General features: G+C 56.1%; 18 protein-coding genes and 5 tRNA genes. 13 read left to right on the top strand and 10 right to left on the bottom strand.

Annotation, left to right across the window (positions count from 1 at the left end; translation table 11 throughout):
- The first annotated feature begins 103 nt into the window (after nt 1-103).
- The 7 genes from N037_RS14050 to pnuC all read left to right on the top strand — a co-directional run bounded on the left by N037_RS14050 (nt 104) and on the right by pnuC (nt 2,692).
- Nucleotides 104-179, top strand: a tRNA-Lys gene (locus N037_RS14050).
- A 126-nt stretch (nt 180-305) separates the two neighbouring features.
- Nucleotides 306-381, top strand: a tRNA-Val gene (locus tag N037_RS14045).
- Between the two features lie 3 nt (nt 382-384).
- Nucleotides 385-460 (top strand) — tRNA-Lys (locus N037_RS14040).
- Nucleotides 461-501: 41 nt separating this feature from the next.
- Nucleotides 502-577 (top strand) — tRNA-Lys (locus N037_RS14035).
- Between the two features lie 31 nt (nt 578-608).
- Nucleotides 609-684, top strand: a tRNA-Lys gene (locus tag N037_RS14030).
- A gap of 222 nt (nt 685-906) precedes the next feature.
- Nucleotides 907-1,950: a quinolinate synthase NadA gene (gene nadA, locus N037_RS14025; RefSeq protein ID WP_032641662.1), complete on the top strand. Its 1,044-nt coding sequence runs from the start codon at nt 907-909 to the stop codon at nt 1,948-1,950.
- A gap of 22 nt (nt 1,951-1,972) precedes the next feature.
- Entirely contained in the window at nt 1,973-2,692 is a 720-nt protein-coding gene (gene pnuC / locus N037_RS14020; protein ID WP_032641660.1) for a nicotinamide riboside transporter PnuC, read from the top strand.
- Here the strand turns inward: pnuC and zitB are convergent.
- Together zitB and N037_RS14010 are read right to left on the bottom strand one after the other, a co-directional pair.
- Nucleotides 2,689-3,627 carry a CDF family zinc transporter ZitB gene (gene zitB / locus N037_RS14015; RefSeq protein WP_032641658.1) on the bottom strand — a complete coding sequence of 313 codons (939 nt, stop codon included), beginning with the start codon at nt 3,625-3,627 and terminating at the stop codon, nt 2,689-2,691. The two genes, pnuC and zitB, sit on opposite strands and share 4 nt — an antisense overlap.
- Nucleotides 3,628-3,731: 104 nt before the next feature.
- Entirely contained in the window at nt 3,732-4,112 is a 381-nt protein-coding gene (locus tag N037_RS14010; protein WP_032641656.1) for a protein YbgS, read from the bottom strand.
- A 304-nt stretch (nt 4,113-4,416) separates the two neighbouring features.
- On the opposite strand from N037_RS14010, the gene aroG reads away from it, so the two are divergent.
- Nucleotides 4,417-5,469: a 3-deoxy-7-phosphoheptulonate synthase AroG gene (aroG, locus tag N037_RS14005; protein WP_032641653.1), complete on the top strand. Its 1,053-nt coding sequence runs from the start codon at nt 4,417-4,419 to the stop codon at nt 5,467-5,469.
- Nucleotides 5,470-5,529: 60 nt separating this feature from the next.
- Here the strand turns inward: aroG and gpmA are convergent, their stop codons facing one another.
- The 7 genes from gpmA to modE form a co-directional block, all read right to left on the bottom strand.
- Nucleotides 5,530-6,282 carry a 2,3-diphosphoglycerate-dependent phosphoglycerate mutase gene (gpmA, locus tag N037_RS14000; RefSeq protein WP_023310804.1) on the bottom strand — a complete coding sequence of 251 codons (753 nt, stop codon included), beginning with the start codon at nt 6,280-6,282 and terminating at the stop codon, nt 5,530-5,532.
- Between the two features lie 274 nt (nt 6,283-6,556).
- Nucleotides 6,557-7,600, bottom strand: a complete 1,044-nt coding sequence (galM, locus tag N037_RS13995) for a galactose-1-epimerase (RefSeq protein ID WP_032641651.1) — start codon at nt 7,598-7,600, stop codon at nt 6,557-6,559.
- Nucleotides 7,594-8,742, bottom strand: coding sequence for a galactokinase (gene galK, locus N037_RS13990; RefSeq protein ID WP_023334948.1), 1,149 nt, complete (start codon nt 8,740-8,742; stop codon nt 7,594-7,596). Before galK ends, galM begins: the two co-directional genes overlap by 7 nt.
- 3 nt (nt 8,743-8,745) lie before the next feature.
- The gene (gene galT, locus N037_RS13985; protein ID WP_023334949.1) at nt 8,746-9,792 is read right to left on the bottom strand and encodes a galactose-1-phosphate uridylyltransferase; all 1,047 of its coding nucleotides are present in this window, start codon (nt 9,790-9,792) and stop codon (nt 8,746-8,748) included.
- A gap of 9 nt (nt 9,793-9,801) precedes the next feature.
- The gene (galE, locus tag N037_RS13980; protein WP_023334950.1) at nt 9,802-10,818 is read right to left on the bottom strand and encodes a UDP-glucose 4-epimerase GalE; all 1,017 of its coding nucleotides are present in this window, start codon (nt 10,816-10,818) and stop codon (nt 9,802-9,804) included.
- 201 nt (nt 10,819-11,019) lie between these two features.
- On the bottom strand, nt 11,020-12,492 hold the full coding sequence (gene modF, locus N037_RS13975; RefSeq protein ID WP_023334951.1) for a molybdate ABC transporter ATP-binding protein ModF: 1,473 nt from the start codon (nt 12,490-12,492) through the stop codon (nt 11,020-11,022).
- Between the two features lie 67 nt (nt 12,493-12,559).
- Nucleotides 12,560-13,348, bottom strand: a complete 789-nt coding sequence (gene modE / locus N037_RS13970; RefSeq protein ID WP_032641649.1) for a molybdenum-dependent transcriptional regulator — start codon at nt 13,346-13,348, stop codon at nt 12,560-12,562.
- Nucleotides 13,349-13,475: 127 nt separating this feature from the next.
- Here modE and N037_RS24080 point away from each other — a divergent pair, with 127 nt between their 5' ends.
- The 4 genes from N037_RS24080 to modC all read left to right on the top strand — a co-directional run bounded on the left by N037_RS24080 (nt 13,476) and on the right by modC (nt 16,327).
- Nucleotides 13,476-13,625, top strand: coding sequence for an AcrZ family multidrug efflux pump-associated protein (locus N037_RS24080; protein ID WP_008501118.1), 150 nt, complete (start codon nt 13,476-13,478; stop codon nt 13,623-13,625).
- A 178-nt stretch (nt 13,626-13,803) separates the two neighbouring features.
- A complete protein-coding gene (gene modA, locus N037_RS13965; RefSeq protein WP_032641647.1) occupies nt 13,804-14,577 on the top strand; it encodes a molybdate ABC transporter substrate-binding protein in 774 nt (257 codons plus the stop codon).
- Complete coding sequence (modB, locus tag N037_RS13960; RefSeq protein WP_032641645.1) at nt 14,577-15,266, top strand: molybdate ABC transporter permease subunit; 690 nt, start codon at nt 14,577-14,579, stop codon at nt 15,264-15,266. Before modA ends, modB begins: the two co-directional genes overlap by 1 nt.
- Nucleotides 15,267-15,268: 2 nt before the next feature.
- A complete protein-coding gene (gene modC, locus N037_RS13955) occupies nt 15,269-16,327 on the top strand; it encodes a molybdenum ABC transporter ATP-binding protein ModC (RefSeq protein ID WP_029742082.1) in 1,059 nt (352 codons plus the stop codon).
- Here modC and N037_RS13950 read toward each other — a convergent pair whose 3' ends face one another.
- Nucleotides 16,328-17,146, bottom strand: coding sequence for a pyridoxal phosphatase (locus N037_RS13950; RefSeq protein ID WP_032641642.1), 819 nt, complete (start codon nt 17,144-17,146; stop codon nt 16,328-16,330).
- Between the two features lie 140 nt (nt 17,147-17,286).
- Here N037_RS13950 and pgl point away from each other — a divergent pair, with 140 nt between their 5' ends.
- Nucleotides 17,287-18,282, top strand: a complete 996-nt coding sequence (pgl, locus tag N037_RS13945) for a 6-phosphogluconolactonase (protein WP_023334957.1) — start codon at nt 17,287-17,289, stop codon at nt 18,280-18,282.
- Nucleotides 18,283-18,302: the final 20 nt, after the last annotated feature.

The following is an 18,302-nucleotide window of genomic DNA, read 5'->3' as shown; positions in this document are numbered from 1 at the left end:
TAAGTGATCTTCATCGAAATTTTTGTTGCGCTGAATTCTTAAATCAGTAATATATGCCGCCGTTGCCACGGGATATCAAACAACGTGAAAACAGCGTAAAAGTGGGTCGTTAGCTCAGTTGGTAGAGCAGTTGACTTTTAATCAATTGGTCGCAGGTTCGAATCCTGCACGACCCACCACTAAGTCAGGTGGAAGTAGTAGTAAAACGTGAAGGATAACGTTGCGTCAGCAACGGCCCGTAGGGCGAGGCGAAGCCGAGTCATCCTGCACGACCCACCACTTAACGCATACTGGCAGTACAGAGTGGGTGATTAGCTCAGTTGGTAGAGCATCTCCTTTACACGGAGGGGGTCGGCGGTTCGAGCCCGTCATCACCCACCACTCGGGTCGTTAGCTCAGTTGGTAGAGCAGTTGACTTTTAATCAATTGGTCGCAGGTTCGAATCCTGCACGACCCACCAATTTTATTGGTTCCGAGTGATAATTCAGGCAACACCCAAATGGGTCGTTAGCTCAGTTGGTAGAGCAGTTGACTTTTAATCAATTGGTCGCAGGTTCGAATCCTGCACGACCCACCAGCCTGAATAAATTTGAAGTACATCCCGCAAGGGGTCGTTAGCTCAGTTGGTAGAGCAGTTGACTTTTAATCAATTGGTCGCAGGTTCGAATCCTGCACGACCCACCAGTGTAGAAAGGCGCCCTAAAGGCGCCTTTTTGCTATCTGCAGTTTTTGTAGGTCGGGTAAGGCGAAGCCGCCACCCGACAAATGCTATCCGCACCTATTTCCGGTGACTTTTCCGCTCATATTCGCTATCTTGTTTAGTATACAAAACACAATTGCCACGCGTTTTGCTATCTCATGCAAAAGAAAGGCAATATTGTTAAGCCCGTAAAACGAGAAGCCATAATGAGTGTGATGTTTGATCCTGAAGCCGCAATCTATCCGTTTCCGCCAAAGCCTGTCCCGCTGAGCCAGGATGAAAAGCAATTCTACCGCGAGAAGATCAAGCGTCTTCTCAAAGAACGAGATGCGGTGATGGTGGCCCATTACTACACAGACCCGGAAATTCAGCAGCTGGCGGAAGAGACCGGGGGCTGTATTTCTGACTCACTGGAGATGGCACGCTTCGGTGCAAGACATCCCGCTTCCACGCTGCTGGTTGCAGGCGTGCGTTTTATGGGCGAAACGGCAAAAATTCTCAGCCCTGAAAAAACCATTCTGATGCCGACGCTTAATGCAGAGTGTTCTCTGGATCTCGGCTGTCCGATTGACGAATTCACGGCCTTCTGTGACGCCCACCCTGACCGCACCGTGGTGGTTTACGCCAACACATCTGCGGCGGTAAAAGCGCGGGCAGACTGGGTTGTCACCTCCAGCATCGCCGTTGAGCTGATTGAACATCTGGACAGCCTGGGTGAGAAGATTATCTGGGCGCCTGACCGTCATCTTGGAAATTATGTCCAGAAGCAGACGGGGGCTGACGTGCTCTGCTGGCAGGGTGCCTGTATTGTGCACGACGAATTCAAAACCCAGGCGCTGGCGCGCATGAAGGCGCTCTATCCTGACGCCGCTATTCTTGTTCACCCTGAATCACCGCAGTCGATTGTCGACATGGCCGATGCCGTGGGCTCAACCAGCCAGCTTATCAACGCGGCCAGGACGTTGCCTCACAAGCAGCTCATCGTGGCGACCGATCGCGGTATCTTCTACAAGATGCAGCAGGCCGTGCCGGAGAAAGAGCTCCTTGAAGCGCCAACGGTGGGTGAGGGCGCAACGTGTCGCAGCTGTGCGCATTGCCCGTGGATGGCGATGAACGGCCTGAAGGCCATTGCCGAAGGGCTCGAGACGGGCGGTGCAGCACATGAAATCCATGTGGATGCCGCTCTGCGTGAAGGTGCGTTGATTCCGCTTAACCGCATGCTGGATTTTGCAGCTACACTACGTACTTAATTCAAAACGCCCCGGGGAAAAGATGGATTTTTTTAGCACACAAAACATTCTGGTTCATATACCGATTGGTGCAGGTGGCTATGACCTGTCATGGATTGAGGCCGTTGGCACGCTGGCGGGGTTACTTTGTATCTGGCTGGCAAGCCTGGAGAAGATCAGCAACTACGCGTTCGGGCTGATTAACGTTACGCTGTTTGCGATTATCTTCTTCCAGATCCAGCTCTACGCCAGCCTGCTTTTACAGCTGTTCTTCTTCGCCGCCAATATCTACGGCTGGTACGCGTGGTCGCGTCAGAACAGCCAGCAGGAGGCAGAGCTGCAGATCCGCTGGCTGTCCTTGCCGAAAGCCATCGCCTGGTTTGTCGCCTGCGTGGTCGCCATTGGCTTAATGACCGTCTATATCAACCCGGTCTTTGCGTTCCTGACCCGCGTTGCCGTCTCGGTCATGTCCGGTTTCGGCCTGAACGTGACGATGCCTGTCCTCCAGCCGGATGCCTTCCCGTTCTGGGATTCCTGCATGATGGTGCTGTCGATTGCGGCGATGATCCTGATGACCCGTAAATACGTTGAGAACTGGCTGCTGTGGGTCATCATCAACGTGATTAGCGTGGCGATCTTCGCCCTGCAGGGCGTCTATGCGATGTCGCTGGAATATCTGCTGCTGACCTTCATTGCGCTGAACGGCAGCCGGATGTGGATTAAGAGCGCGCGTGAGCGGGGTTCTCACGCGCTTTCCAGCTAGTGGTGATGCTGATGTGAATGTCCGGACTGCGCCTCGTTAAGGTGGCAGTCCGGACCGTTACAGGGCTGATACTCCATCTGGATGGTGACGTGGCCAATCTCGTAGTGATGTTCAAGAAAGTGCTGGATGCGTTCAAGCAGCGCATCGTGATCGTGCGGCGGAATGACCTGAACGTGCAGCGTCATGACCGGTTTTTCCCCCACCAGCCAGACGTGAACATGATGAACGTTGCGGACCTCCGGGACAGTACGGCGCAGGTTGCGCTTCAGCTCGTCAATATCCATCGATGCCGGGGCCCCTTCAAGCAGTTCATTCACGCTCTCCTTCAGCAGCCGCCAGGCGCTGCGCAAGACCAGACACGACACCAGCACGGACAGAATCGGATCGACAGGCGTCCAGCCGGTGTAGAGGATCACCAGCGCGGCGACAATCGCCCCTACTGAGCCGAGCAAATCGCCCAGAACATGCAGAGCCGCAGCGCGTACGTTGAGGTTCTTTTCTCCACTGCCGCGGTGCAAAATCCAGAAGGCCAGGATATTTGCCAGCAGCCCTGCCACGGCAATCACCATCATTGTCGCCCCGGCGATCGGCTGCGGGTGTCTGAAGCGCTGTACGGCCTCCCAGACGATAAGAACGGTAATGACCACCAGCGCAATGGCGTTAACAAACGCGGCCAGGGTGGTCAGCCTCAGCCAGCCGAAGGTATGGCGCGCATTCGGAGGACGACGCGCAAACTGCACCGCCAGCAGGGCGAAGAGCAGCGCTGCGGCATCGGTCAGCATGTGTCCGGCATCCGCCAGAAGCGCCAGAGAGCCGGAAATCAGGCCGCCAATGACCTCGATAACCATAAACGTTGCCGTGACGCCAAAGGCCAGCATCAGTCGTTTAGCGTTGTCGTTGCCGGGAGAGTGGGAGTGGGAATGGGAGTGCGCCATGTCTGCTTTCCTGATGTGTTATTGTTTTTAGTGTAGCGTTTTTAATAGGTTACTCCAAAAAGAAAGGAGAGCCAGAGCTCTCCTTTTTCTTCCCGAACCCCCCGTTACTGGGTGGTGCCATCGGTTTTGGTATTCGCGTCGTTTCCTACTTTGTTATTAGGATCGGGGCATTTGCCGTCCTTGCACATTGAGTTCTTATGAACCTCGTCCGAACTCATATTGTCATGATTCATGGTGCCGGAACCGCTGCCGTTGGGATGCAGCATGGTGCCGCCGGTGTTGGTGTTGCCAGTATTGATCTGGCTGTTGTCGACATTATTCGGGGCGATATTCTGTTTCGCATCAGGTGCGGGCTGGCCTGCTGCCGCAGCGGCATTCGCATCACCGTTGCTGTCTGATGTGCCCGTTTCCGCGGCCAGGACGCTGCCGCTGGCCAGAGTGAGTGTGGCGGTCAGGAAGAGGGTTGCCAGTTTCGTCATTTTCATCATGGTGCTCCTGTTCTTGTCGTTACGCTGGATAACATTCTCCAACAGTGCATCTTTTTCAGAGGCGAAAGATTCCGCCTTACGGACTTACGTCAGTAGGGAATCGCGTTTAAGCGTTTAAAAATGGTTGTTACAGTTAAAAAGCTTAGGTTAGATCTCATTTTTCGCTATTTTGTGGCGATTTTTAGGCGAATTCCAGGAATTATCTGCGTGAAGTGTAAAACCGTGTTTACACTTCCTGGTCGACAAGATAGATTGAAAGGATTGCTTTCATTACTAAAGATATGGCAGAGCTGGAAAGAAAATGAATTATCAGAACGACGATTTACGCATTAAAGAGATCAATGAGTTATTACCTCCTGTAGCGCTCCTTGAGAAATTCCCCGCCACTGAAAATGCCGCAAACACGGTTTCTCATGCTCGTAAAGCGATCCATAAGATCCTGAAAGGTAATGACGATCGTCTTCTGGTGGTGATTGGCCCGTGCTCTATTCACGATCCTGCAGCCGCGAAAGAGTATGCCGCCCGCCTGCTCACCCTCCGTGAAGAGCTGAAAGGCGAGCTGGAAATCGTGATGCGCGTGTACTTTGAAAAACCGCGTACCACCGTGGGCTGGAAAGGGCTGATTAACGATCCGCATATGGATAACAGCTTCCAGATCAACGACGGTCTGCGCATTGCGCGCAAGCTGCTGCTGGAGATCAATGACAGCGGCCTGCCTGCGGCCGGTGAATTCCTGGACATGATTACGCCACAATATCTGGCAGACCTGATGAGCTGGGGCGCAATTGGTGCCCGCACGACCGAATCTCAGGTGCACCGCGAGCTGGCGTCCGGTCTCTCTTGCCCGGTGGGTTTCAAAAACGGCACTGACGGCACCATTAAGGTGGCTATCGACGCCATCAACGCAGCGGGTGCGCCGCACTGCTTCCTGTCCGTAACCAAATGGGGCCATTCCGCCATCGTTAACACCAGCGGTAACGGTGACTGCCATATCATTCTGCGCGGCGGCAAAGAGCCGAACTACAGCGCGAAACACGTGGCAGAAGTGAAGGTCGGGCTGGAAAAAGCCGGGCTGCCACCGCAGGTGATGATCGATTTCAGCCATGCCAACTCCAGCAAGCAGTTTAAAAAGCAGATGGAAGTGGGTGCAGACGTCTGCCAGCAGATTGCCGGCGGTGAGAAGGCGGTGATCGGGGTGATGATCGAAAGCCATCTGGTTGAAGGTAACCAGAACCTGGAAGGCAGCGAACCGCTGGTCTACGGTAAGAGCGTCACCGATGCCTGTATCGGCTGGGAAGATACCGACACGATCCTGCGTCAGCTGGCGAACGCGGTAAAAGCGCGTCGCGGTTAATGCGAATGCAGAAATAAAAAAGCGCGGAATGCTCCGCGCTTTTTTTATGTCTGGCGAAAATTACTTCGCTTTACCCTGGTTCGCGACAGCCGCTGCTTTCGCCGCGATCTCTTCTGCGTTACCCAGATAGTAGTGTTTGATTGGCTTGAAGTTTTCGTCGAACTCATACACCAGCGGTACGCCAGTTGGGATGTTCAGTTCGAGGATTTCGTCTTCACCCATGTTGTCCAGGTATTTCACCAGCGCACGCAGGGAGTTACCGTGAGCGGCGATGATCACGCGCTCGCCGCTTTTCAGGCGTGGCAGAATGGTTTCGTTCCAGTAAGGCACAACGCGGTCGATGGTCAGCGCCAGGCTCTCGGTGGTTGGCAGCTCAGCGTCGGTCAGCTTCGCGTAACGCGGGTCGTGGCCCGGGTAGCGCTCGTCATCTTTGGTCAGCTCTGGCGGGGTGATTGCGAAGCCGCGACGCCACTGTTTAACCTGCTCGTCGCCATATTTCTCAGCGGTTTCCGCTTTGTTCAGGCCCTGCAGCGCACCGTAGTGACGTTCGTTCAGTTTCCATGACTTCTCAACCGGCAGCCAGGCCTGATCCAGTTCGTCCAGCACGTTCCACAGGGTATGGATGGCACGTTTCAGCACAGAGGTGTAAGCAAAATCAAAGCTGAAGCCTTCTTCCTTCAGCAGTTTACCTGCTGCTTTTGCTTCGCTTACGCCTTTCTCGGACAGATCAACGTCGTACCAACCGGTAAAGCGGTTTTCGTTGTTCCACTGGCTTTCGCCGTGACGCACCAGAACCAGCTTAGTAATAGCCATCTCTTACTCCTCAAGCATTTTTAGAATGATAACAATTCTCATTATATTGCCGTGGCGGTGCCACCAGCAACGCTTAACCCTAACCATAGCGAAAATAGTCTCTGAGTGTAAGATGCTTGTGAATCCAGGGTTATGATTTTGTCTGCAATCGGCGCTATTTTCAGCAAGGCGCGCAGAAAAAAGCCCTCGTTGTGAGGGCTGGCGTTTTTTGCCGGATGGCGCTTCGCTTATCCTGCCTACCCGTAGGCCCGTGCAAGCGGAGCGCCGCCGGGCATTAAGCGCGCGGAATGAAATGATACTCAGTAACGCTAACGTACTCTTCACCCGGGCGCAGCACGCAGTCCGGCTGTGGCCATTCCGGATGATTCGGGCTGTCCGGCAGGAACTCGCTCTCCAGCGCCAGGCCTTGCCAGTCGCTGTACTCATCGTGTTCGCGCGCCGTCGTGCCGCCGAGGTAGTTGCCTGAGTAAAACTGCAGGGCAGGGGCAGTGGTATAAACCGTCATCTGCAGCTTCTCATCCGCAGACCAGACCTGCGCGGCAGGTTGTTTCACATCGCCTTTGGCCTGCAGCAGGAAAGCGTGATCGTAGCCTTTTACCTTACGCTGATCGTCATCGCTCAGGAAATCCTGGGCGATAGATTTCGCGCTGCGGAAGTCAAAGCTGGTGCCGCTCACGTCTTTGAGGCCCTGATGCGGAATGCCCATCTCATCAACCGGCAGATACGCATCCGCCAGGATCTGCAGCTTGTGGTTACGCACGTCGCACTGGTTACCGTCCAGATTAAAGTACGCGTGATTGGTCAGGTTGACCGGACACGGCTTGTCGACCGTCGCACGGTATTCAATCGCGATACGGTTGTCGTCCGTTAGCGTAAAGCGCGCGGACGCGGTAAGGTTCCCCGGGAAGCCCTGATCGCCATCAGGCGAATCCAGCGAGAACAGCACTTCCCCGTCGTTTTGACGAACAATTTTCCAGCGGCGTTTATCAAACCCGTCCGGTCCGCCGTGCAGTTGGTTCTCACCCTGGCTTGGAAGCAGGGCGTACTGCACGCCGTCGAGCTCAAAACGACTCTTCGCGATGCGGTTAGCATAGCGGCCTACGGACGCGCCCAGATAGGCGGACTGATTGATGTACTGTTCAGGCGAGGCGCAGCCAAGCAGAGTCTCGCGCACGCTGCCGTCCGGCATCGGTACGCGGGCAGAAAGAAGGGTTGCACCCCAGTCCATCACCGTAACGACCATCCCCGCGCTGTTGCGCAGGGTTAACAGGCGATACGGCAGGCCATCCGGTGCGAGTGTAGGCGTTTCATTTAGCACTGTCCGGCTCCTTGTGATGCTTTGCAAACATAGAAGGTTTCTTTGATACCCGTTTTTGCTTCGTACTGCTTCGCCACAGCGTCCTGTACGGCAGGAACCAGCTCCTCTGGCACCAGCGCAACGATGCAGCCGCCAAAACCGCCGCCCGTCATGCGCACGCCGCCTTTGTCGCCGATGGTGGCCTTGACGATGTCCACCAGGGTGTCGATCTGCGGAACGGTGATTTCAAAATCATCGCGCATGGAGGCGTGAGATTCCGCCATCAGCTCACCCATGCGTTTCAGATCGCCTTTCGCCAGCGCGGATGCGGCTTCAACGGTACGGGCATTTTCCGTCAGCACGTGACGAACGCGTTTGGCGACGACCGGATCCAGCTCGTGCGCCACTTTGTTAAATTCATTGAGCGTTACGTCGCGCAGGGCAGGCTGCTGGAAGAAGCGGGCGCCGGTTTCGCACTGCTGGCGGCGGGTGTTGTATTCGCTACCCACCAGCGTGCGTTTAAAGTTACTGTTGACGATCACCACAGCCGCGCCTTTCGGCAGGGGAACGGCTTTGGTACCGAGCGAGCGGCAATCAATTAACAGGGCATGCTCTTTTTTGCCCAGCGCGGAGATCAGCTGGTCCATAATGCCGCAGTTACAGCCCACGAACTGGTTTTCTGCTTCCTGACCGTTCAGCGCAATTTGCGCGCCGTCCAGCGGCAGGTGATAAAGCTGCTGGAAGACGGTGCCAACGGCGACTTCCAGAGACGCAGAGGAGCTTAAGCCCGCACCCTGCGGCACGTTGCCGCTGATAACTAAATCCGCGCCGCCAACGTTCTTGTTACGCTTCTGAAGGTGTTTCACCACACCGCGCACGTAGTTAGACCACTGCTGGCTGTCGTGCGTCACTATCGGGGCATCAAGGGAAAACTCGTCCGTCTGATTATCGTAATCCGCCGCAATCACGCGGACTTTACGGTCGTCGCGCTTCGCGCAGCTGATGACGGTCTGGTAGTCGATGGCGCACGGCAGCACAAAACCGTCGTTATAGTCGGTGTGTTCACCGATCAGGTTAACGCGACCAGGCGCCTGAATAACGTGGGTGGCAGGGTAGCCAAATTTCTCAGCAAACAGGGATTGTGTTTTATCTTTCAGACTCATTTTTTAGACTCCTGATTCGCGATAGTGGACGTCGCTAACGGCACGCAGACGTTCTGCCGCCTGTTCCGCCGTCAGGTCACGCTGGGTTTCCGCCAGCATTTCATAGCCCACCATAAATTTACGCACCGTCGCAGAGCGCAGCAGCGGCGGATAAAAATGGGCGTGCAGCTGCCAGTGTTGATTCTCTTCGCCGTTAAACGGTGCGCCGTGCCAGCCCATGGAGTACGGGAAGGAGCACTGGAAGAGATTATCGTAACGGCTGGTCAGCTTTTTCAGCGCCAGGGCAAGGTCGTCGCGCTGCGCGTCGCTGAGATCGGTGATGCGCTGGACGTGCGCCTTCGGCAGCAGCAGCGTTTCAAACGGCCAGGCGGCCCAGTAAGGGACGACGGCCAGCCAGTGTTCGGTTTCCACCACGGTGCGGCTGCCGTCGGCCAGCTCGCGCTGCGTGTAGTCCACCAGCATAGGCGAACTATTTTCCGCGTAATACGCTTTCTGCAGACGGTCTTCACGCTCGGCTTCGTTAGGCAGGAAGCTGTTTGCCCAGATCTGGCCGTGTGGGTGCGGGTTAGAGCAGCCCATGGCCGCGCCTTTGTTTTCGAACACCTGCACCCACGGATAGCTCTGCCCCAGCTCTGCGGTCTGTGCCTGCCAGGTGCTGACCACCTCTTTCAACGCGTCCACGCTCAGCTCTGGCAGCGTTTTGCTGTGATCGGGCGAGAAGCAGATCACGCGGCTGGTGCCGCGCGCGCTTTCGCAGCGCATCAGCGGATCGTGGCTTTCCGGCGCGTCCGGGGTGTCGGTCATCAGGGCGGCAAAATCGTTGGTGAAGACGAAGGTGCCTTTGTAGTCCGGGTTTTTATCTCCCGTTACGCGCGTGTTGCCCGGGCAGAGGAAGCAGTCCGGATCGTGCTGTGGCAGCGTCTGTTTTGCAGGCGTCTCCTGCGCCCCCTGCCAGGGGCGCTTGGCGCGATGCGGAGAAACCAAAATCCATTGCCCGCTTAACGGGTTAAAACGACGATGCGGGTGATCGACGGGATTAAATTGCGTCATGACATATCCTTAGTCCGGATAGCCTTGCGGGTGGCGTGACTGCCAGTGCCAGGTATCCTGTGCCATTTCATCAAGCGTGCGCGTTACACGCCAGTTTAGCTCTTTGTCGGCTTTGGTGGCATCGGCCCAGTAAGCAGGCAGGTCGCCATCACGACGCGGAGCGAAGTGGTAGTTCACCGGCTTGCCGCAGGCTTTGCTGAAGGCGTTGACCACGTCCAGCACGCTGCTGCCGACCCCGGCGCCGAGGTTGTAAATATGCACGCCCGGCTTGTTGGCCAGCTGCTGCATGGCCGCCACGTGGCCGTCAGCAAGATCCATCACGTGGATGTAGTCGCGCACGCCGGTGCCGTCTTCGGTAGGGTAGTCGTTGCCAAAAATCGCCAGCGAGTCGCGGCGACCGACGGCAACCTGGGCGATATACGGCATCAGGTTGTTCGGGATGCCCTGCGGGTCTTCACCCATGTCGCCAGACGGATGCGCGCCGACCGGGTTGAAGTAGCGCAGCAGCGCGATGCTCCACTCCGGCTGTGCTTTTTGCAGATCGGTCAGGATCTGCTCTACCATCAGTTTGCTTTTGCCGTACGGGCTTTGCGGCGTACCGGTCGGGAAGCTTTCAACATAAGGGATTTTGGGCTGATCGCCGTAGACGGTGGCGGAGGAGCTAAAGATGAAGTTTTTGACGTTGGCCGCACGCATGGCGGAGATGAGGCGCAGCGTACCGTTGACGTTGTTGTCGTAATACTCGAGCGGTTTCGCAACGGATTCACCGACCGCTTTCAGACCCGCGAAGTGGATCACCGCTTCGATGGCGTGGTCATGAAGGATCTCGGTCATCAGCGCTTCGTTGCGGATGTCGCCTTCCACGAAAGTGGGTTGTTTACCGCCAAGACGTTCAATCACAGGCAGTACGCTGCGCTTACTGTTGCACAGGTTGTCGAGGATGATGACGTCGTGACCGTTTTGCAGCAGCTGCACGCAGGTATGACTACCTATGTAACCGCTACCACCTGTTACCAGAACTCGCATATTTCGCTCCATTGGGCTTATGGTATGTAATAACCATAGCATAACAGAGTCGCGAAAAGTGTGACATGGGATAAAATAGTGGAATCGTTTACACTGTTTTTAAAGTCCGATTTTCAGCCGCTGTGGGGCATTGTAGATCAAAGAGATAGCGATGTATTGATGCAAGTTATCTGAAAAAGAGGAGGGCAGAGCCCTCCTGAGTTAGTCAACGTTGCTGAGAAGGTAGCGATAACCCTCACCGTCCGGAACAAACTCCAGGCGATGCGTGATGCAGGAGGGGGCGTCTTCGGCATGGTGTGAAACGAACAGCAGCTGCGTTTCGCCTTCGCTAATCAGCACGTCCACAAAGCGGCGGATAAGCTGTCGGTTTAACGGATCGAGTCCCTGCAGCGGTTCGTCGAGGATCAGAAGCGTAGGGTGTTTCACCAGGGCGCGAACGATCAGGGCCAGACGCTGCTGCCCCCACGACAGGCTATGGAACGGCGCGTCAGCGACCCGGTTGTCCATGCCCAGGATATCCAGCCACTGCTGTGCGAGCTTGTGCTGTTTGTCCGATACCGCCTGATAAATACCGATGGAATCAAAATAGCCGGATAGGATCGCGTTGCGTACCGTGGTACTGACCCGGTAATCCAGATGCAGGCTGCTGCTGACATAGCCGATATGTTTTTTAATATCCCAGATGGTTTCGCCGCTGCCGCGACGCCGACCAAACAGCGTCAGATCGTTGCTATAGCCCTGCGGGTGATCGCCGGTTATCAGGCTAAGCAGCGTGGATTTTCCCGCGCCGTTAGGTCCGACAATCTGCCAGTGTTCGCCGGGATTGACCGTCCAGCTAAGACGGTTAAGGATCGGGCGATCGTCATAAGAGACCCTCCCATCGCGCAGCACGATGCGCGGCTGATCGGGATCAAGCGCGTGGCGGGCCGAAGGGGCGTCAGGTTCCGGAAGGGTAATTCCGTCGAGTTGTTCACTGTGCGCGAGCTGAGCGATGAGCGCCTGCTTAAGCAGCGCTGTTTTTTCACCGGTCTCGGTCAGGTTACAGTCTGCCAGTACGCCCGCGTGCTGGATAAAATCCGGAATTTCATCGAAGCGGTTAAGCACCAGCACCAGGGTATAGCCCTGCTGATTGAGCGACTCCAGCAGGGACGCCAGCTGCGCACGGGACTGCACGTCAAGGCCGTCGAACGGTTCGTCGAGGATAAGCAGCTCTGGCTCGCTCATCAGCGCCTGACAAAGCAGCGTTTTTCGCGTCTCGCCGGTAGAAAGGTATTTAAAGCGCCGGTTCAGCAGGGCGGTGATGCCGAACCGTTCTGCCAGGCGCTGGCAGCGGGCAGGATCTTTCACCTCATCCTGAATAATTTCCGCCGTCGTACGGCCGGTATCTTCTTCGCCAGGGCTGAGTAAATCGGTGTTGTTGCGCTGCCACTCGTCGCTTACCAGCTTTTGCAGTTGTTCAAATGACAGGCGCGTCAGGCGCGTAAAGTCGCCCCGGTATTCGCCCTTGAGGAGGGGGAGCTCGCCGGCCAGCGCGCGGGCCAGCGCGGATTTACCGCTGCCGTTAGTGCCGACAAACGCCCAGCTTTCACCCGCGCGTATCGTCAAATCAGCAATCGTCAGCGTTCGGGTATCGCTAAGGCGAAACGTGCCTTGCGAAATATGCAATGATGACATGATTTATCCCTGTTTTTGCAGCAATAGATATCAGGGATACGCACTGTCGGCGCGATTGTCAATGCGCTCAGCACAATGTGGCGATAATCACCCGGTCCGCGTTGAACCAGGCGGTGACGACAGTACCTTCTTCTAAACCTTCCGCTTCGCTAAGCGGTATCGTCGCGCAAAGCGGTTGCCCGTCTGCGAGGGTCATCAGCACTTCGCAGTGCGCCTGGCCGCGTTCGATATGGCTAATTGCGCCCTGGAGCTGGTTATCGGCTGTCTTTGCGGTGTCGGGATGGCGCGTGATATTGACCCACGGCGCTTTCAGCAGCACCAGCACCTCTTTACCTTCATCCAGCTCAAGGCGCTCTGCACTCTGCGCCGTGATTGCGGCTTTCAGACGGGTGGCGCCATCGGCAAGCAGGATCTCAATATGCTGCTGTACCTGGAGATTGTCGCGCGCCGTCACCGTACCAAACCACTGGTTGCGGGCGCTGGTTTGCAACGAGAAGCGGGAAATGGCGGCCAGCAAGCTGTCCAGCGGCACGTTATCGTCGTCGCTTAACGCATCAAACGCTTTTTGCTGGATCTGGGCCAGGAGGTCGTAAAGCTGAATAAGACGCTGGCCATAGCGCGTCACGATTGCACCACCGCCGCCTTTGCCGCCAGTGGCTCTGTCTACCAGCGGTTGCTCGCTCAGGGTATTCATGTCGTTGATGGCATCCCAGGCGCTTTTATAGCTAATCCCGGCATTTTTCGCCCCCTGGCTAATCGAGCCCGTTTGTTCTATTTGTTTAAGCAGGGCGATACGTCGCGGATCGGCGAAAAGCTTTTGCTGAAGTCGTAGAGTGAGGAGAATTTCGGCCTGCATAACAGTGTCCTGGCAAAAAGAGTATTGTGGCCTAAATGGTGCAGGGCGCAAAGGGTACCGCACAAAAGGGGATGATTTTCCCACCTGAAAGGGTAGAATAAGGCATTCACAATATCTGGAGAAAACCATGTTAGAGTTGTTGAAAAGTCTGGTATTCGCCGTGATCATGGTACCAGTAGTGATGGCCATCATCCTCGGTGCCATCTACGGCCTGGGTGAAGTGTTCAACGTCTTTTCGAACATTGGTCACAGAGACCAGGCTAAAAAGCAGCATTGATTCCCCACAAAACGCCCGGCGAGTCCGGGCGTTTTGCTCTCAAGATTTTCCCATTTTCGCCGATAATATTTAACGCATCACACCGGTTTACCCCTTCAGCGGTACGATTAAACGCTGGGATCTCCCTGACGATATCGTTATATTAATGTGTATATAACGCTACTCACAGGAGTTACAGATGGCACGTACATGGGTACGCCTTTTCGCAGGGGCAACGCTGACGCTTTCACTTACCGGACACGCGCTGGCGGATGAGGGGAAAATCACGGTCTTTGCGGCGGCGTCGCTGACCAATGCAATGCAGGATATCGCGGCGGCGTATAAAAAAGAGAAAAACGTTGAGGTAGTCTCCTCGTTTGCCTCTTCCTCGACGCTGGCGCGCCAGATTGAAGCGGGCGCACCGGCGGATCTGTTCATTTCGGCTGACCAGAAGTGGATGGATTACGCGGCGGAGAAGAAATCGATTGATGCGACAACCCGCGAAACGCTGCTGGGGAATAGCCTGGTTGTTGTGGCGCCAAAAGCCAGCGCGCAGGCGGACATCAGCATTAACAAAGAGACCAACTGGACGAGCCTGCTGAACGGTGGCCGTCTGGCGGTGGGCGATCCGGAGCACGTTCCGGCCGGGATTTACGCCAAAGAAGCGCTGCAAAAGCTGGGCGCATGGGAGACATTGTCACCGAAGCTGGCCCCGGCGGAAGACGTACGCGGCGCGCTGGCGCTGGTGGAACGCAACGAAGCCCCGCTGGGCATTGTGTATGGCTCTGATGCCGTTGCCAGTAAAGGGGTAAAAGTGGTCGCAACGTTCCCGGAAGACTCCCACAAGAAAGTGGAATATCCTGTTGCGATTGTTGATGGACACAAAAATGCGACCGTGACCGCCTTCCGCGATTACCTGAAGGGCCCGGAGGCGTCCGCGATCTTTAAACGTTATGGATTTACGACTCACTGATGATATTGACTGATCCTGAATGGCAGGCTGTGCTGCTGAGCCTTAAAGTCTCTTCCCTTGCGGTTGCGCTGAGTTTGCCCTTTGGGATCTTCTTTGCCTGGCTACTGGTTCGCTGCCAGTTTCCCGGCAAAACGCTGCTCGACAGCGTGCTTCATCTTCCGCTCGTTTTGCCGCCCGTGGTGGTCGGTTACCTGCTGCTGATTTCGATGGGGCGACGCGGTTTTATCGGCGAGAAGCTCTACGACTGGTTTGGGCTGACGTTTGCTTTCAGCTGGCGAGGTGCGGTACTGGCGGCAGCGGTGATGTCATTCCCGCTGATGGTGAGGGCGATACGCCTCGCGCTGGAAGGCGTGGACATGAAGCTCGAACAGGCGGCCCGCACGCTGGGCGCAGGGCGCTGGCGCGTCTTTTTCACCATCACGCTCCCGCTGACGCTGCCGGGCATTATCGTCGGCACGGTGCTGGCCTTTGCCCGCTCGCTGGGCGAGTTTGGCGCGACAATCACGTTTGTGTCGAACATCCCCGGCGAGACGCGAACCATTCCCTCGGCAATGTACACCCTGATTCAAACGCCGGGCGGTGAAGGCGCGGCGGCGCGGCTGTGTATTATTTCAATTGTGCTGGCGCTGGCATCGCTGATGGTGTCTGAATGGCTGGCGCGGCTCAGCCGCGAGCGGATGGGGAAATAAGCATGCTGGAACTCCATTTTACCCAGACGCTGGGAAACCATACTCTGACGCTTAACGAGACGCTGCCTGCAAGCGGCATCACCGCCATCTTTGGCGTGTCGGGAGCGGGAAAAACGTCGCTGATTAATGCCATCAGCGGCCTGACCCGCCCGCAGTCTGGCCGTATTGTCCTGAATGACCGCGTCCTGAATGACGTGGAGAACAAAATTTACCTCTCGCCGGATAAGCGCCGCATCGGCTATGTTTTCCAGGACGCGCGCCTGTTCCCGCACTACAGCGTGCGCGGCAACCTGCGTTACGGCATGGCGAAAAGCATGGCCGGGCAGTTTGATAAGCTGGTGACGCTGTTAGGCATTGAACCTCTGCTCGACAGGCTGCCCTCCTCGCTCTCCGGCGGAGAAAAACAGCGTGTGGCCATTGGCCGCGCGTTGCTGACCGCACCCGAACTGCTGCTGCTCGACGAACCGCTGGCCTCGCTCGATATTCCGCGTAAACGCGAGCTTCTGCCTTATCTACAGCGCCTGACGCGCGAAATTAATATTCCGATGCTCTACGTCAGCCATTCGCTGGACGAAATCCTCCATCTGGCCGACAAGGTGCTGGTGCTGGAAGAGGGCAGCGTTAAGGCGTTTGGCAACCTGGAAGAGGTGTGGGGCAGCAGCGTCATGCACCCGTGGTTACCCCGGGAGCAGCAGAGCAGCATCCTGAAAGTGAGCGTTCTGGAACACCACCCACACTACGCGATGACTGCCCTGGCGCTGGGCGACCAGCATCTTTGGGTCAATAAGATCGATAAACCGTTACAGTCCGCGCTGCGCATTCGCATCCAGGCGTCGGACGTCTCGCTGGTGCTGCAGCCGCCGCTGCAAACCAGTATTCGAAATATTCTGCGCGCCAAAGTCGCGGAGTGTTTTGATGATAACGGGCAGGTAGAAGTGAAGCTTGAAGTCGGCAGCAGGACGCTCTGGGCGCGCATCAGCCCGTGGGCCAGGGATGAGTTAGGGATCAAACCCGGCCTGTGGCTTTACGCGCAAATTAAGAGCGTCTCGATCACCGCCTGATTACAGCAGGTGGGTATAAATGTACTGCGCGATGCTGTCGGTGGTGTTGTCGCCAATCACCACGTTGGCGCGCGCTTTGACCGCGTCGTCGGCATTGCCCATCGCCACGCCGGTTCCGGCGGCTTCCAGCATGCTGATGTCGTTGTAGTTATCACCAAAGGCGATCACATCCTGCATCGACCCGCCCTGAGATTCCACATACTGCGTCAGTCGCTTGCCTTTGCTGTTGCCTTTGCGGGCAATATCCACCTGGTCATGCCAGGACCATTCGCACTCCAGACCCAGCGTCTGCTCCACGTGTTTTGCGAAGGTATTCAGTTTGGTGGTGTCTTCATCCGTCAGGGCGAATTTCCAGATAGCCTCAACGTCCTGGGCTGCCTGACGCAGGGAGGAAACCTGGGTAAAGACCGGACGCTGCGCTTCAGGCAGGGACAACGCCCAGTTGCTGGTGCGCACCACATGGCCAGTAGGGCGCTCGTACACCATCGCGTTGTCCACGTACATCAGGCCGTGAATGGCATGCTCATCCAGCAGATCAATCAGTTGCAGCGCCTGGGGAACCGGCAGCGGGTCGGAGGCTAAAACCTTTTTTGCCTGATAATCATACAAATAAGTGCCATTACAACAAATTGCAGGTGTATCTAACGCCAGTGCCTGATAAAAAGGGTGAATGGCAACGTGATGTCGACCCGTTACGATAAGGAGTTGATATCCCACTTCCTGCGCGCGTTTAAGCGCCTCAAGGGAGGAGGGGAGAAGGGTTTTTTGCGGCGTCAGTAAGGTACCGTCTAAATCCAGAGCAATCACACGCGAGGTCATCTGTTTTCCCGGGTTAATATTGAATTTACGTTTTGATGGGATGGTACACCGAGAGGCGAACGCTTCAAAATTCCTGTCGACAATTCAGCATTCACCGTCAAAAGTTAATTACTTTCATGCGCAGTGAGGAGTGAATATTCATGAAACAAACCGTTTATACCGCCAGTCCTGAAAGCCAGCAGATCCACGTCTGGCGTTTAAATACCGAAGGGACGCTCACGCTGGTTCAGGTTGTTGATGTGCCAGGCCAGGTGCAACCGATGGTCATCAGCCCGGATAAACGTTTCTTGTACGTGGGTGTGCGCCCGGAGTTTCGCGTGCTGGCCTATCGCATTTCTCCGGACGATGGCGCGCTGACGTACACTGCCGAAGCACCACTGCCGGGAAGCCCAACCCATATCTCGACCGATCGTAAAGGCAACTTTGTCTTCAGCGGCTCTTATAACGCGGGCTGCGTCAGCGTAACGCGTCTGGAAGATGGCATTCCGGTCGACACCGTGGATGTAGTGGAAGGGCTTGAAGGCTGCCACTCGGCGAATATCACGCCGGATAACCGCACGCTGTGGGTGCCTGCGCTGAAGCAGGATCGTATCTGCCTGTTCACCCTGAGCGACGATGGTCACCTGGTGGCGCAGAACCCTGCCGAAGTGACTACCGTTGAAGGCGCCGGTCCGCGTCATATGGTCTTCCATCCGAACCAGCAGTACGCCTACGTGGTCAATGAGCTGAACAGCTCGGTGGACGTCTGGGAGCTGAAAGATCCTAACGGCCAGATTGAGTGCGTGCAGACGCTGGATATGATGCCGTCTGACTTCTCCGATACCCGCTGGGCGGCAGATATCCACATTACGCCAAATGGCCGCCATCTGTACGCCTGCGACCGTACCTCCAGCCTGATTACCGTGTTTAGCGTCTCTGAAGACGGCAGCGTGCTGGCGATTGAAGGGTTCCAGCCAACGGAAACCCAGCCGCGCGGCTTTAATATCGATCACAGCGGTAAATACCTGATTGCGGCGGGGCAGAAATCCCACCATATCGCGCTGTATGAAATTAAAGGCGAGCAGGGGCTGCTGGAAGAGAAAGGACGTTACGCCGTCGGCCAAGGGCCAATGTGGGTCGTCGTTAACGCTCACTAAGCGGCTTAAAACAAAAAACC

It is taken from the genome of Enterobacter sp. EGD-HP1 (assembly GCF_000733275.2).
Classification (GTDB): domain Bacteria; phylum Pseudomonadota; class Gammaproteobacteria; order Enterobacterales; family Enterobacteriaceae; genus Enterobacter.
This window is presented reverse-complemented; position numbering and strand designations above follow the sequence as displayed.